This window comes from Streptomyces sp. NPDC107521 (genome assembly GCF_055598485.1).
The window spans coordinates 1-15152 of the sequence record NZ_JBVKAT010000039.1; the positions used below are offsets into that span (position 1 = coordinate 1).

At 74.2% G+C, this 15152-nt stretch carries 7 protein-coding genes; all 7 read right to left on the reverse strand.

From position 1 onward, the window contains the following. Positions 1 to 7895, reverse strand: a 7895-nt coding sequence (locus ACZ7LB_RS31515) for an amino acid adenylation domain-containing protein (RefSeq protein ID WP_471473065.1), incomplete at its 3' end; no start/stop codon positions are given. A 618-nt stretch (positions 7896 to 8513) separates the two neighbouring features. Then, entirely contained in the window at positions 8514 to 8729 is a 216-nt protein-coding gene (locus ACZ7LB_RS31520) for an MbtH family protein (protein ID WP_471473067.1), read from the reverse strand. A gap of 435 nt (positions 8730 to 9164) precedes the next feature. Then, on the reverse strand, positions 9165 to 11654 hold the full coding sequence (locus ACZ7LB_RS31525; RefSeq protein ID WP_471473069.1) for an ABC transporter permease: 2490 nt from the start codon (positions 11652 to 11654) through the stop codon (positions 9165 to 9167). Beyond that, positions 11651 to 12400 carry an ABC transporter ATP-binding protein gene (locus tag ACZ7LB_RS31530; protein WP_471473071.1) on the reverse strand — a complete coding sequence of 250 codons (750 nt, stop codon included), beginning with the start codon at positions 12398 to 12400 and terminating at the stop codon, positions 11651 to 11653. Before ACZ7LB_RS31530 ends, ACZ7LB_RS31525 begins: the two co-directional genes overlap by 4 nt. Continuing rightward, positions 12393 to 13790 (reverse strand): MFS transporter, encoded by a 1398-nt coding sequence (locus tag ACZ7LB_RS31535; protein ID WP_471473073.1) that lies wholly within the window; start codon positions 13788 to 13790, stop codon positions 12393 to 12395. Before ACZ7LB_RS31535 ends, ACZ7LB_RS31530 begins: the two co-directional genes overlap by 8 nt. Next, a complete protein-coding gene (locus ACZ7LB_RS31540) occupies positions 13787 to 14707 on the reverse strand; it encodes an ornithine carbamoyltransferase (RefSeq protein WP_471473075.1) in 921 nt (306 codons plus the stop codon). The genes ACZ7LB_RS31535 and ACZ7LB_RS31540 overlap by 4 nt, the downstream gene beginning before the upstream one ends. Before the next feature lie 128 nt (positions 14708 to 14835). Further along, on the reverse strand, positions 14836 to 15152 hold a 317-nt coding region (locus tag ACZ7LB_RS31545), incomplete at its 5' end, for a phosphopantetheine-binding protein (RefSeq protein WP_471473076.1).

A 15152-nucleotide genomic window follows, 5' to 3' on the forward strand; every position in this document is an offset into this window, starting at 1 on the left:
TCGGCCACGGCGATCGCGTCCGGGTGCTGGAGGACCTGTTGGGCGATGAGGTCGGGCACCGTCAGCTCCGGCACCGGCGCCGCCGAGTCGTTCCACGTCGTGAGCACCCGCTCGCGTTCGCCGTCCGGGAGGAACGCCCCGAGGGCGTCGCCGTCCACGTCGGCCGCGACGGCCTCCAGCACCGCCCGGTACATCGTCGCCAGCCGGTCCACCGAGGCGCGGCCGAGGACCGCCGGGTCGGCGGTGAGGAGCAGCCCGCTGCCCCGGGCGGCGACGGCCAGGCCGAACTCCGTCGCACCCTCGCCGTCCCCGGAACCGGCGTCCACGAGATCGCTCTCGGCCTGGGCGTCGGAGAGGTCGAGGTAGCTGAAGCGGACGTCGAGCAGGCGCTCGCCGTTCCCCAACTCCCTTTGCATCACGGGCATCGGGAACCGGCGGTGCGGCCACAGCCCGGTCTCCTGCCGGTACACCTGGCGGATCAGCTCGGCCCAGGTGCGGGCGCCCCGGCGGTGGGCGAACGGCACCGTGTTGAGGTACATGCCGTAGACCCGCTCCGCGCCCTCCACCTCGGGCCGGCCGCTGGATACCAGGCCGGTGCAGAACGCCTCCTCCACGGTCAGCGCGCTCATCACCTTGAGGTGGGCCGCGTGCAGGACCGCCTTGAGCGACGTGCCCGTGGTGCGCGCCGCCGACCGCAGGTCCGCGGTGAGGTCGCCGAGCGGTACGTGGGCGGTCAGGGCCCGGTCGCCGGGCTCCGGCTCGCCCCAGCCCGCGGGGAGTGCGAACCGGGCGTGTTCCGTGAGGACGCCCCGCCAGTACGCGCGGTCCTCCTCCGAGTCGATCGACGCCTGCTCGGCCGCGACGAAGTCCGCGTAACGGACCGCCGGTACGGGAACCTCGCGCGGCGGCCGGCCGGACCGCAGCCGCAGGTATCCCTCGACGATGTCGCTGAGCAGGCCGCGGTGGCTCCAGCCCTCCGTGATCGGGTGGCAGACGCTGACCGACAGCCACCACGCCCCGTCGGACTCGACCAGCGCCGAGACCCGCAGCAGGGGCGCCCGGTCGAGCGGGAAGGCGGTGGCCCGCTCGGCGGCGATGTGCTCCCGGCGCCTCTCGGCCTGCTGTTCGGGGCTCAGCCCCCGCAGATCGATCACCGTCACCGGCAGTTCCGCCGACGCGTGGACGAGCTGGAGCGGGACCGAGTAGGTCTCCAGGTCGAAGGAGGCCCGCAGCATCTCGTGCCGCTCCACCAGGACCTGCCCGGCGCGGCGCAGCGCCTCCGCGTCGAACGGGCGGCCGTCCTTGATCCGGAACGCCGTGGTGTTGTGGTACTTGTTCCGCCCGTCGTCCGCGAGCATCTCGACGAGCATGCCCAACTGCACCTGGGCCAGCGGATAGGCGTCCGCCAGACCGCCGGGGAGCCGCCCGCGGTCCTCGTCGGGGACCAGGGCGAAGGGGGCGACCAAGGTGTCCCCGGGCGCGGTGGCCTCCGTGCCGGTGAGGTGTGCGGTGAGGTCGGCGATGGTGCGGTGGTGGAAGACGTCGCGGACGGTGGCGGGGAAGCCTTCGGAGCGGAGGGCGCCGACGAGGGCGATGGCCTTGATGGAGTGTCCGCCGAGGTCGAAGAAGCTGTCGGTGACGGAGGGTTGTTCGGTGCCGAGGACCTTGCTCCAGATGGCGGCGATGCGTTCTTCGGTGGGGGTGCGGGGGGCGGTGTGGGGGTGGTTGTCGGGGTTGTCGTCGGGTGTGGGGAGTGCGTGGTGGTCGAGTTTGCCGTTGGGGGTGAGGGGGAGGGTGTCGAGTCGGATGTAGGTGGTGGGGATCATGTAGTCGGGGAGGGTGTGGGTGAGGTCGGGGTTGTGGGGGTTGTCGGTGACGATGTAGGCGATGAGCTGTTGGTTGTCCGAGACGATGACGGTGGCGTCGTGGATGCCGGGTTGTGTGGTGAGGGTGGCGCGGATGTCGTCGGGTTCGATGCGGTGGCCGCGGATTTTGGTCTGGTTGTCGGTGCGGCCGAGGAATTGGGTTGTTCCGTCGGGGTGTTGGCGGGCGAGGTCGCCGGTGCGGTAGAGGCGGGTGCCGGGGGGTCCGTAGGGGTTGGGGAGGAAGCGTTGGGCGGTGCGGGTGGGGTCGTTGGCGTATCCGCGGGCGATTCCGGTGCCGCCGATGTGGAGTTCGCCGGGTGCTCCGACGGGGACGGGCTGGAGGTGGGTGTCGAGGATGTGCAGGGTCATGTTGGGCAGGGGGCGGCCGATGGGGACGATGCCCTCGACGGATTCGTTGAGGGGATGGATTGAGGCGCCGACGGTGGTTTCGGTGGGTCCGTATTCGTTGATGACCCGGTTGTTGCCGAGGAGTTGGCGCCAGCGTTCGGCGAGGGTGCCGGGGAGTGCTTCGCCGGCGATGACGATTTTGCCCGCGAGGGTGCTGATCTGGTCGTTGGTGAGCTGGCCGGTGAGGATTTCCAGGTGTCCGGGGGTGAGTTTGATGAAGGAGAAGGGTGCGGCTTGTGTGAGGGCGGTGCCGAGGGTGGTGAGGTCGTCGTGGTGGAGCCAGGTTCGTTGTCCGGTGGTGAGGGGTGCCCAGAGGTTGGGGACGACGAGGTCGAAGGCGACGGAGGAGAAGACGGGTGCTCCGCCGGTGCCGGCGGTGGTGAGTTCGCGGGTGGCCCAGTGGATGTGGTTGATGAGGGTGCGGTGGGTGATCTGGACGCCTTTGGGGCGTCCGGTGGAGCCGGAGGTGAACACGGTGTAGGCGAGGGTGTCGGGGTCGACCGTGATGTCGGGCGCGGTGTGGGGCAGATGTGTGTGGTCGTCGTCGGTGTGCAGGACGGGAATGGTGAACCGGTCGGCGTACGCGGGTGAGGTGATGGTGACTTGGACGCCTGCGTCTTCGATCATGGCGGCGATCCGGGTGGCTGGGAGGACGGGGTCCATCGGTACGTATCCGGCGCCCGCGCGCCAGACGGCCAGCAGGGCGACGATCAGTTCCGTCGACCGGTCCAGCAGTACGGCCACGGACGATTCGGGGCCGACTCCTTTCGAACGCAGGGCGTGGGCGAGGCGGTTGGCCCGTTCGTCGAGTTCGGCGTAGGTCAGTGATGTGGTCGCGTCGGCCACGGCGGCCATGTCCGGGTGCTGGAGGACCTGTTGGGCGATGAGGTCGGGCACCGTCAGGTCCGGCACCGGCGCCGCCGAGTCGTTCCACGTCGACAGGACGCGCTCGCGTTCGCCGTCCGGGAGGAAAGTCCGCCGCGCGTCGCCGTCCGCGTCCGCCGCCATGGCCTCCAGGACCGCGCGGTACATCGCCGCAAGACGGTCCACGGCGGGGCGGCCGAGGTGGTGGCGCTGAGCCGTGATCACCATGAAGCCGGCGCGAGTGGAGACGCCGAGCGGGAACTCGGTGGGGCTGTCGTCGATGGTCGCCGGGTAGTCGATCAGGTCCTGGTCGACCTGGCGGAAGTTCTGGTAGCTGAACCGGGCGGTGACCAGGCGCTCGCCGCCGCCGAGGTCGCGCTGCATGGCGCCGAGCGGGAAGCGGCGGTGCGGCCAGACCTCGATCTCCTGGTCGAAGACCCGCCGGACCAGCTCCCGCCAGGTGCGGGCGTCGCGGCGGTGGGCGAAGGGCAGCGGGTTGAGGTAGACGCCGTGGACGCGTTCGGCACCGGCCGCCTCGGGGCGGGCGTTGGTGACGAGCCCGCTGAAGAAGCTCTCCTCCGGCGTGAGTTGGCTCAGCACCTTGAGGTGGGCGGCGTGCAGCACGCTCTTGATGGGCACCCCGGCGCCGGTGGCGAGGGCGCGGAGCCCGGCCTCCAGGTCGTGGTAGGGCACCCAGGAGCGGTGGAGACCGCCCGGGGTGGCCGCCGGGTCGTCGCCGAGGCCGGAGGGGATCCGGAAGGGGGCGTGCCCGGCGAGGACGCCCCGCCAGTAGTCGCGGTCCTCGTCGCCGTCCAGGGACTCCAGCTCGGCGGCGACGAAGTCCGCGTACCGGACGGAGGGCGGGTCCACCGGGGGCAGGGGCTCGCCGGCGCGCAGGGCGTGGTAGACGGTGACCAGTTCCATGAGGAGGGAGTGGTGGCTCCAGCCCTCCAGGACGGCGTGGCACTCGGTGAGGGTGAGCCACCAGGAGCCGTCGCCGACGGCGTGGCCGGTGAAGCGGACCAGCGGTGCGCGGGTGAGGTCGAGGAGGAGGGCGCGTTCCTCCGCCAGGTGGGCGCGCAGGGACCGCTCGACGGCGTCCGGGTCCAGTCCGGTGAGGTCGCGCGTGGTGACGGGCGCGGTCACGGCATCGGCGGGGTGCACCAGTTGGAGCGGTACGGAGTAGCCCTCGACCGCGAAGGACGAGCGCAGGATCTCGTGCCGGGCGAGGACGGTGGCGACCGCGCGCCGCAGGACCCCGGGGTCCAGCGGGTGGTCGTCGAGGACGCGGAAGCAGGTCGCGTTGTGGTAGGGGTTGCGGCCGTTGTCGGCGAGCATCTCCACGACCATGCCCAACTGCACCTGGGCCAGCGGGTAGGCGTCCACCAGTCCGGCGGGCAGCAGCGCCCGGTCCGCGTCGCCGACCAGGGCGAACGGGGCGACGGGCGGCCGGGGCGAGGCGGGGGCGGGGCGGCCGGTGGCGAAGGCGACGAGTCCGGCGGGGGTGGGGTGCGCGAAGACGTCGCGGACGGTGACGTCGAACTCGCCGCCGCGCAGGGCGCCGACGAGGGCGACGGCGCGCAGGGAGTCGCCGCCCAGGTCGAAGAAGTTGTCCTCGACGCCGATGGTGTCCACGCCGAGGACCTCGCGCCAGACGGCGGTCATCCCCTCCTCGGCGGGGGTGCGCGGGGCGACGTGGACGGCGTCGACGCCGAGGGCCGCGCGGTCGGGCGAGGGCAGGGCGGCCTGGTCGAGCTTGCCGTTGACGGTCAGCGGGATGCGGCCGACGACGAGGAAGGCGGCCGGAACCATGTACTCGGGAAGGGTGCGCGCGAGCAGGGCGCGCAGTTCGCTGGGGGCGGCGACGGCGTCGCCGGTGGGCACGACGTGGGCGACCAGCCGACGGTCGCCGGGGGTGTCCTCGCGAACGGTCACGACGGCGTCGCGGACCCGGGGGTGGGCGGTGAGGGCGGCCCTGATCTCGCCGAGTTCGACGCGGTGGCCGCGGATCTTGACCTGGTGGTCGATGCGGCCCAGGTAGTCCAGGCCGCCGTCGGGCCGCCGGGCGGCCAGGTCGCCGCTGCGGTAGAGCCGGGTGCCGGGGGCGCCGTACGGGTCGGGGACGAACCGTTCGGCGGTGAGGGCGGGCCGGTTGAGGTACATGAGGGCGACGCCCGGGCCGCCGACGTGGATCTCGCCGGGCACGCCGACCGGGACCGGTTCGCCGTGGCGGCCGAGCAGATGGACCTGGAGGTCGCGCAGCGGCACGCCGATCGGGTTGCCGGTGGCGGAGTCCAGGTCGGCCCCGGTGATCCGGTGGAAGGTGGTGTGCACGCAGGTCTCGGTGATGCCGTACAGATTGGTGAGGGCGGTGCGGTCGAGACCGCGGCGCTCCGCCCAGGGCCGCAGCGCGGGCACGTCCAGCCGTTCGCCGCCGAAGGAGACGACGCGCAGGGAGAGGGCGTCGACGAGCGGATGGCCCTCGGCGGCCAGTGAGACCAGGCCGCGGAAGGCGGACGGGGTCTGGTTGAGGACGGTGACCTCTTCGTCGGCGAGCAGCCGCAGGAACTCCTCGGGGGAGCGGGAGGTCTCCACCGGGACGACGACCAGGCGTCCGCCGTGGGCGAGGGCGCCCCAGATCTCCCAGACCGACATGTCGAACGCGTACGAGTGGAAGAGGGTCCACACGTCGTGCTCGTCGAAGCCGAAGTGCTCCTCGGTGGCGGTGAACAGGCGCAGCACACTGGCGTGGCTGAGGGCGACGCCCTTGGGGCGGCCGGTGGAGCCGGAGGTGTAGATCGTGTAGACGACGTCGCCGGGGTCGGTGCCCGCGCCGGGGTTCCCGGAGGGTGCCCCGGCCAGGGCGGCGGCCTCGCGTGGGTCGTCGAGGACGACGAGGCGCCCGGCGGACGCCTCCCGCAGGCGGCCGGCGTGGCCCGAGGCGGTGACGACGAGGTCGGCGCCCGCGTCCTCCAGGGTGTGGGCGAGGCGGTCGGCGGGGTGCTCGGGGTCCAGCGGGAGGTATCCGGCGCCGGACTTGAGCACCCCGAGCAGGGTGGGCACGAGGTGCGGCCCGCGGTCGAGGGCGACGCCGACCAGACGGCCGGGGCCGGCGCCCAGGGCGCGCAGGTGGTGGGCGAGGCGGTTGGCGCGGGCGTTCAGCTCGGCGTAGGTGAGGCGTTCGGTGCCGCAGACCACGGCGACGGCGTCGGGTGTGGCGGCGGCCCACCGCTCGACGTGCTCGTGGACGCACCGGGTGGGGGTGTCGACGGTGCGGACGGGGGGCCGCAGGACGGCGAGGTCGTCGGCGTCGAGCAGGTCCAGGAGGGACAGGGGGCGGTCCGGGTCGGCGGCGGCCGACTCCAGCAGCCGCACCAGGTGCCGGGCCATGCGCGCGACGGTGCTCCGGTCGTAGAGGGCCGTGCTGTACTCCAGCGCCCCGGTCACCGAGCCGTCGCCGTCCTCGCGCAACTGGAGGGTGAGGTCGAAGCGGGAGACGCGGGAGGCCGGGGCGAGGGTCTCGGCGGTGACGCCGGGGAGGGCGAAGCCGGTGGTGCGTTCGCGGTGCATGGTGAACGCCACCTGGCACAGCGGGGTGCGGGACAGGTCGCGGACCGGGGCCAGTTCGTCCACCAGCCGCGCGAACGGGTACTCCTGGTGGTCGAAGGCGTCCAGGACGCAGGCGCGGGCACCGGTGAGCAGCTCGCGGAAGGCGGGGTCGCCCCGCCACCGGCCGCGCAGCACCAGGGTGTTGATGCCGTAGCCGATCAGCCCCTCCAGCTCGGGCCGGTCGCGGCCGGAGACCACGGTGCCGACGGCGATGTCGTCGCGGCCCGTGTAGCGGGACAACAGGCCCTGGAATCCGGCCAGGAGGGTGTGGAAGAGGGTCGCGCCGTGGTCCCGTCCCAGCTCCCGCAGCCGCCCGGCGAGCGGGGCGGGCAGCCGCACCGGTACGGCGTCGCCCTCGTGGGAGCGGATCGCCGGTCGGCGCCGGTCGGCCGGCACCTCCAGCGGAGTGAGACCGGCGAGCCGTTCGCGCCAGTGGTCGAGCTGGCCGGTGAGCAGACCGCTGTCGAGGCGCCCACGCTGCCAGGCGGCGTAGTCGGCGTACTGGACGGGCAGCGGGGCCAGCGGCGAGGGCTCGTCCCTGCCGAACGCCTCGTAGAGGGCGGCGAGTTCGGTGAGGAACCGGCCGACGGACCATTCGTCGCAGGCGACATGGTGGAAGACGACGACCAGCAGGTGGTCCTCCGGGGCGACGCGGATCAGCCGCGCCCGCAGTGGCCCGCCCCCGGCCAGGTCGAAGGGGCGGCCCGGCTCCGCCTCGGCCAGCGCGAGCGCCCGCCGCTCCCGTTCGGCGGGATCGTCTTCGGCGGTGAGGTCGTCGACCGGGAGGTCGAAGGGGCCCGGCGGGTCGACGATCTGGACGGGCGCGGTGCCGTCGAGGACGTAGCGGGTGCGCAGGATCTCGTGGCGGGCCACCAGTTCCCCGAGGCCGCGGCGCAGCAGCCCGGCGTCGACCGGACCGCGCAGCCGGAGCGCCACGGGGACGCTGTACTCCCAGCTCTCCGGGTCCAGCCGGCTGAGGAACCACATCTGCTGCTGCCCGTGGGACAGGGGCAGCGGTCCGTTTCTGTCCACCGGCGCGAGGGGGGCCCGGCGGCCCCGGCGGCCTCCGGCGAGCCGTGCCCGCACCAGTTCCTCGCGCCTGCTGTCGCTGTCGCCCTGTCCGTCCGTGCGGACTTCGCCCGTAGCCATACTGAGCGCCCCTCCCGTTCCTGAGTTCCGTACGACGTGCTGCGTGTACTGCCTGCGGGTGCGTGTGCGGTGCCGCCGGTGGCGGTGCGGTGGCCCTGCGGTGCCCGGTGCGGCGGTGCCGGACCTCCGCGGTGTCCGCGGTGCCGGTGGTGGCCGGGGTGGCCGGGGACGGCGGTGTCCTGCGGTGCCCCGTGATGCCCGCGGTGCCTGCCGGTGCCGGCGGTTCCGGCCCCGTGGCGCCTCCCGGTGGCGGAGCCGTGCCGGTGCGGTGCGCGGTGCCTGCCGGGCCGGGTGCGGTGACCGTGCTTCCCTCACCGGGCCGCCGCCGGACGGGGCCGTCGGCATGTCACCGGTGCCGGGTCCGCCCGTCCACCGGGAGGGACGTACGCCCCTTCCGGCACGGGCACGGGCACGGGCCCCGGAGCCGCCGGTCGCGGCGCCGTGTCCGAACGCCCCCACTCCCGGCGGCGGGAGCCGGGCCCCGGGTCCTGCCGCGTGTACGGGGACCTGCCGGGCACCGGGGACCACCCCCGTGCCCGGGCCTGCGGCGTGTGCCGTGGCCCGCCGTGCGCAGGGGGCCCGTCGCGCGTGCCCGGGGCTGCCGCCGCCGTCGGGTCGCTAGGCCCCCGCCTGTTCCATGCGGCGGCGCAGGCTCGCCGGACGCAGGTCGGTCCAGACCTCCTCGATCCGTCGGAGGCACTCCTCCTTGGAGCCCTCGGTGCCCTCCGCGTGCCAACCGGCCGGCAGTTCGCGGTGCGCGTCCCAGATCGAGTACTGCTCCTCGTCGTTGAGGACGACCCGGTAGGTGCGGTGGTCGGTCTGCTCGTCGGTCATGACGGTGTCCCTTCTGCGGTCGGATACCAGCCCAGCGTCCGACGGCGTCCTATACCGGGACTCCTACCGGCACTCTTTTGCGCCTGCGGACGCCCGTCCCGATGTACCGGCCCCGTCCCGATGTACCCGCCCCGCCCGTCCCGGCTTACCGGGCGGACCCCGCTCCGGCGTACCGGCCGCGTACCCGCCCGCCCCGCGGATCCGGGCGGTCCGCGGATTCGGGCGGTCCGGCGGACGGACGCGCCCGCCACGCCGGGCCCGGACGGCACACGGCCCGGACCCGCGGGGGACGGGTCCGGGCCGTGTGGGTCCGGGGGCGGAACGGAGGAGGCGGGGGCGGTACGGGAAGGTCCGGGGGCGGGGTGCGGGCCCGCCGCGCCCCCGGCCCGGTCACGCCCCGGCCCGGTCGTGGTCGCGGACCCACCGCGCCCCCGCCTACTCGCGGGTGCCGATCAGCCGCACCGCCCCGGCCCGCAGTCCCGCGGCGACCGGCAGCACCGTGCCGACGACCGCGAGCAGCGCGGAGACCGCGGCCACGCCCAGCACGGTGGCGTACGGCACCGAGACCGGCGTGGTGCCGAACAACTGGTGCAACGCCCCCCACAGACCGGCCAGGTTGACGGCGGTCGCGGCCAGGGCCAGCACCACGCCGATCGCGGAGACGAGCAGCGACTCGGCGACGAAGAACCGCAGGACCTGCCGGGGCGTGGCCCCGGTGGTGCGCAGCACCGCGAGGTCGCGGCGGCGGTCGGCGGTCGCCATGAGCAGGGTGTTGAGGATCGCGATGAAGCAGAACAGCATGATGATCAGCGCGGTGGAGCGCTGCCGCACCTCGTTGAGGTGCCGGGCGTAGGCGGCCTCCGAGGCGACCAGCTCGTCCCGCGTCATGAAGGCGGCGCCGGAGTCCTTGACCGCCGCGCGGATCGCCGCGACGGCCCCGCCGCGGTCGGTCCCCGGGTCGAGGGTGATGTAGGCGCGGCGGGCCAGGCCGTCGCGCGCGTACCGGGCGGTCCCGGCGAACCGCGGCGGCAGATAGGCCACGTCGTCGCCCCGCACCGCCTTGTACACCGCGGCGACCCGCAGCCGGGCGGTGGTGCCGTCGGCCATGAGCAGGGTCTGGGTGGAACCGACGTCGAGGTGCCAGAGGTCGGCGACGGCCATGCTGTCGGCGTCGAGGTCGTCCAGGGACCCGGCGACGACATCGAGGTCCAGGTTCCGCTTCAGCGCCGCAGGGTCGACGACGAGGCCGTCGTTCTCGTCGTAGCGGTCCTCGTCCTTCTCGTAGACGGTGGTGAGCAGGGGGGCGGCGATCCGCACGCCGGGCACCGCGGCCACCCTGTCGATCACGGCCGTGCTGATACCGGGCGTGCCGTCGGGGGCCAGGGCGTACTCGGAGACCACCCGGTTGCGGAGCCCGCTGTCGCGCGCCGCGCCCAGCGAGTCGGTCGCCGCGAGCAGCGAGAAGGCCAGGCCCACGGTGAGCAGCACCGGGGCGACGGTGGCCGCGGTGCGGCGCCGGGAGGTGAGGGCGCTCTGCCGGACCAGCAGGGCGGTGGGACCGGCGGAGTCGCGCCACGGCCGCATCAGCAGCCGGGTCAGCGGGCCGACGGCCATCGGCGCGAGGATCGCGGCCGCGAGCACCGGAACCATCAGCGACACCACGTAGACCGTCGGCGAGAGCACCGTCACCGGTGAGCCGGTGGCGATCCACGCGGTCCAGCCGAGGCCGCCGGCCAGCGCGGCCCCGCCGACCAGGGCCCGGCCGGGGGTGACGCCGGTGTCGTCGACGGCGGCCTCCCGCAGCGCCTCGACGGGCTGGACGGTGCCCGCCCGCCGGGCCGCCGCGACGGCGCCCCCCACCGACACCAGCAGCCCCACCAGGAAGGCCCCGGCGAGCGGCGCCAGCACCGTCCAGTGCAGCGACGGGGTGACGGTGAACCAGTCCGGCGACACGTCCATCGAGATCAGCATGTCGGCCAGGAGCTGCGCCCCGAACAGGCCGAGGACACAGCCGGCCGCGGCCGACACCCCGCCCACCAGGAGGGCCTCGCCGCGGACCATCCCGCGCACCTGCCGGGGCGTCGCGCCGACCGCGCGCAGCAGGGCGACCTCCCGGCGCCGCTGGACGACGGCGAAGGCGAAGGTGGAGGCGACCACGAAGACCGCGGTGGTCCCGGCGACGCTCGCCATGACCGGCACCAGGGTGATCGTGTTGTCCAGGGTCTCGCGGTCCTCGGCCTCGCTGGCGTCGGCCCGGTGGCGGTCGGCGCCGGTGAGCACCTCGCCGGCGCCGCCGACGGCCGCCTCGACGGCCTCCCGCCCGCCGAGCGCGACCAGGGCGTCGATCCGCGGGGAGAGCCGGGCGGCCTCCCGGTCGGAGAAGAAGACGGCGTCCTCGTAGCCGACGGGGGAGACGGTGCCGCTGACGGTGTACGTCCGCACCTCCGACGCCGTCAGCACGGTCACCCGCTCACCGGCGCGCGCCCGGCCCGCCGGGACGACGACCTGCGCGTCCCCGGCGGGCGCCGAGCCGGAGGTGAGCCGGTAGCCGCCGAAGCGGGCCACCCCCCACGGGTGCCCCACCTGGTCCTCGGGACCGTCGGACACCTGGGCGTAGAAGGCGCGGTCGGTGACGGTCGCGCCGGTCGCGGCGACCCTGTCGCGCAGCTCCGCGCTCAGCCCCCGGGCCGCCTGGGGGGAGCGGATGCCGAGGTCGTGCTGGGCCGAGTCCCAGTGCGGGGCGGCGGGGACCACCACGGCGGGCGCGCCCGCGAAGCGTTCCACCGGCCGGTCGGGCAGGTCGAACGCGGTCGTCAGCAGCAGTCCCATGGCGGCGACCTGCGCCACCCCGAGGACCAGGGCCACGACCGTGCCGAGGAACGACACCCAGCGGGCCCGCAGGGTCATGAGGGCCACCCGGATCACGCGGTCACCGCCAGTTGGGTCATGCGGGCGGCGACGGCGTCGGCGGTGGGCCGGTGGAGTTCGCCGACGAGGCCGCCGTCGGCGAGGAAGAGCACCCGGTCCGCGTGGGCGGCGACGGTCGGGTCGTGGGTGACCATGACGATGGTGGTCGCGGGCCGGCCCTCGGCCGCGCCGGAACCGGCCAGCCCCCTCAGGGTGGCCAGGAGTTCCCGGCCGGTCGCCAGGTCCAGCGCGCCGGTCGGCTCGTCCGCGAAGAGCACGGCGGGCCGGGTGATCAGGGCGCGGGCGATCGCCACCCGCTGCTGCTGCCCGCCGGAGAGCTGGCTCGGCCTGCTGCCCGCCTTCCGCTCCAGCCCGACCTGGGCGAGGGCCTGGCGCACCGCGCCGCGCTGCGGCCTCTGCCCGGCCAGCCGCAGCGGCAGCCCGACGTTCTGCTCGGCGGTCAGCGACGGCAGCAGGTTGAACGACTGGAAGATGAACCCGGTGGAGGCGCGGCGCAGTTCGGTGAGCCGGGTCTCGTCCATCCCGGACGTGTCCTGCCCGTCGATGAGGACCCTGCCCGACGTCGGCCGGTCGAGACCGGCCGCGCACTGTAACAGGGTCGACTTGCCGGAGCCCGAGGGCCCCATGATCGCGGTGAAGCCGCCTCGCGGGAACGACAGGTCGATCTCGCGCAAGGCGCCGACCGCGCTGTCGCCGGACCCGTACGTCTTGGTCAGCGACTCCAGCCGGACTGCGTCATCCATCGGTTCTCCGCGCTTTCGGTGAGGTGGGGGTGTCGGCCCGCGTCCCCTTCGGGACGGGGGCCGGCGCGGGCCCGTGCGGAGCCGGCACGGCGGCCGGCTCCGGGGGCGCGGGCGCCGCGCCGGGAGGGGAGGTCCCGTCCGCGGGGTCCTCCCGGGCCGCTCCGGCCCTGCTGAAGACGACGGCCGCCACCACGGCGAGCGCCGCCATCGCGCCCGACAGCCCCACGAAGGAGTCGCGGGTGCCGATCGCCTTGATCAGGAAGCCGGTACCGAGGGCGCCGAGCGAACTCGCCCCGGACACGAGGAGCATGACGACACTGCCGACCCGCCCCTGCATCTCCGGGGGAGTGATGCGCACCTGGTAGGACATGCCGGAGACGGTAACAGCGGCTCCTATAAACGACGTTATGCAGAAGAGTGCGCAGAGTGCCACGGGATGCCGGAAGAATACCGCCGCGGGCATCACCACCGCCCAGGCGGCGTGGGCCAGGACCACGATGTGCCGCATCGGCATCCGCTGGTTCAGCCAGCCGCCCACCAGGGCCCCGCCCAGACCGCCCACGCCGCCCGCCGCCGAGATCCAGCCGGTGGTGCCCGCGGGATGGCCGTCGTGCTTGAGCACCGCGTACACCCCCAGGATCAGCCCCTGGAAGACCAGGTTGCTGCCCGCGATGATCAGCAGCGCCGCCCGGAAATAGGCCCGGCTCCACACCCAGCGCAGCCCGGCCATCACCTCCGTCCGCAGCCGCCGCCCGCCCGCGGGGCGGCGCGGCGGCTGCTCCTGGTGGCGCAGCCGCACCAGGGTGACCAGCGAGCAGAGGTAGAGCCCCACGCTCGACAGGAACGGGACCCACGCCGACAGGCCGATCATCGCCCCGCTCATCGGACGGGCCACGAAGTTGACCCCCCGCGAGCGGGCCTCGTTGGTGGTCATCGCCGCGTTCAGATGGTGCCGCGGCACCACGCCGCGCACCATGGCCCGTTCGGAGAGCTGGTAGAAGACGGACATCGTGCTCTGCACGAACGCCACCGCCGCGATGTGCGACACCCGGACCCTGTCCCCCACGAGGGAGACGGCGACCGTGGCCACGGCGACCATCTGCACCACGACCGACGTCACCATGACCCGCCGCCGGTCCAGGCGGTCGACGAGGATGCCCGCCGGCAACTGCACCAGCAGCGTGGGCAGCAGCCCCGCGAACATCACGACTCCCGCGGCGCTCGACCCGACGTGCCACATCACCAGCAGGGTGAACGCCATGCCCGAGCAGCGCTCGGCCATCACCGCCATCGCCGAACCGCCCCACAGCAGCCGGAAGTCGCGGTAGCTGCTCAGCGCGGGCGGCAGGTGCGGGTCCTGCGGACCGAGGAGGCGTCGCCACCTCCTCATGAGCGGCCCGCCGCCCGGCACCATTCGAGGACCGCCATGGCGCTGTGCAGCTTGTGCGCGGCCTGGGTGAACGCCAGGCTCGCCGGACCGTCCAGCACCTCCGCGGTGACCTCCTCGCCCCGGTGGGCGGGCAGGTCGTGCAGGAACACCGCGTCCGGACTGGACTCCCACAGCGCCCCGTTCACCTGGAACGGGGCGAACACGGTCCGCCAGTCCGCGGTCGGCTTGCTGGTCCCGGTGGTCTGCCAGCGGGTGGTGTACACCACGTCGAAGCCGGCGCCCGGCCCCGCCATGTCGTGCCTCTCCGACACCGCGGCACCGCTGCGCGACGCCTGTGCGGCGGCGGCGGCGAGGACGCCGGGCGCCAGACCGTAACCGGGCGGGGTGCGCAGCTCCAGCTCGGTGCCCGGGAAGCGGGTGAGGCCCAGAGCCAGCGCCGCCGCGCTGTTGTTGCCCTCGCCCACGTACAGCACCCGCAGCCCCTCGACCCGGCCGAAGTGGCGGTGCAGCGTGGTCAGGTCGGTGAGCCCCTGGGTCGGGTGCTCCTCCGCGGTCATCGCGTTCACCACGGACATCGGCCCGGCCGCCGCCCAGGTCCGCAGCTCCTCCGTGGCGTCCGCGGTCCGGGCCACCAGCAGGTCCAGCATGCCGGACAGCACCCGCCCGGTGTCCTCCGTGGTCTCCCCGGTGTTGAGCTGGAGGTCGTCGGGCCCGAAGGTCACCGTCCGCGCGCCGAGCCGCAGCGCCCCGCTGGTGAAGGCGGTACGGGTGCGGGTCGACGTACGGCGGAAGTAGACGCCGACGATCTCGTCCCGCAGCGGCTCGGCCACCGCTCCGGCGGCGAACTCCGCCCCTCGGGCGACCAACGCGTACAGCTCGTCGTCGGTCAGGTCGGTCAAGGAGATCAAGTGACGCATAGGGACGTCCTTCGCTCGGTTGCCTCAACGCCCGGCAGAGGGGCGGGCGGTGCTGGGTGCGGGGGGCGGCCGACCGTGCCCGGAACGGCCGGCGGGGGCGGTGTCCGGGCACGGCGGCGGGGCGGCGCTCAGGCGCGGCCGGACAGCTCGGCGTCGACCTCGGCCCGGACGCGTTCCTCGATCTCCGTGGCCAACTGCGCGATGGTGGGGCGCTCGAAGGCGACCCGCATCGGCAGATCGAGGTCGAAGTCCTGCTGGAGCCGCGCGACGAGCCGTACGGCGAGGATCGAATGCCCGCCGATGTCGAAGAAGCTGTCGTGCGTGCTCGCGTCCTTGCCCAGCAGATCGCGCCAGATGGCGGCGATGCGTTCTTCGGTGGGGGTGCGGGGGGCGGTGTGGGTGGTGCTGGGTCCTTGTTCGGGTGTGGGGAGTGCGTGGTGGTCGA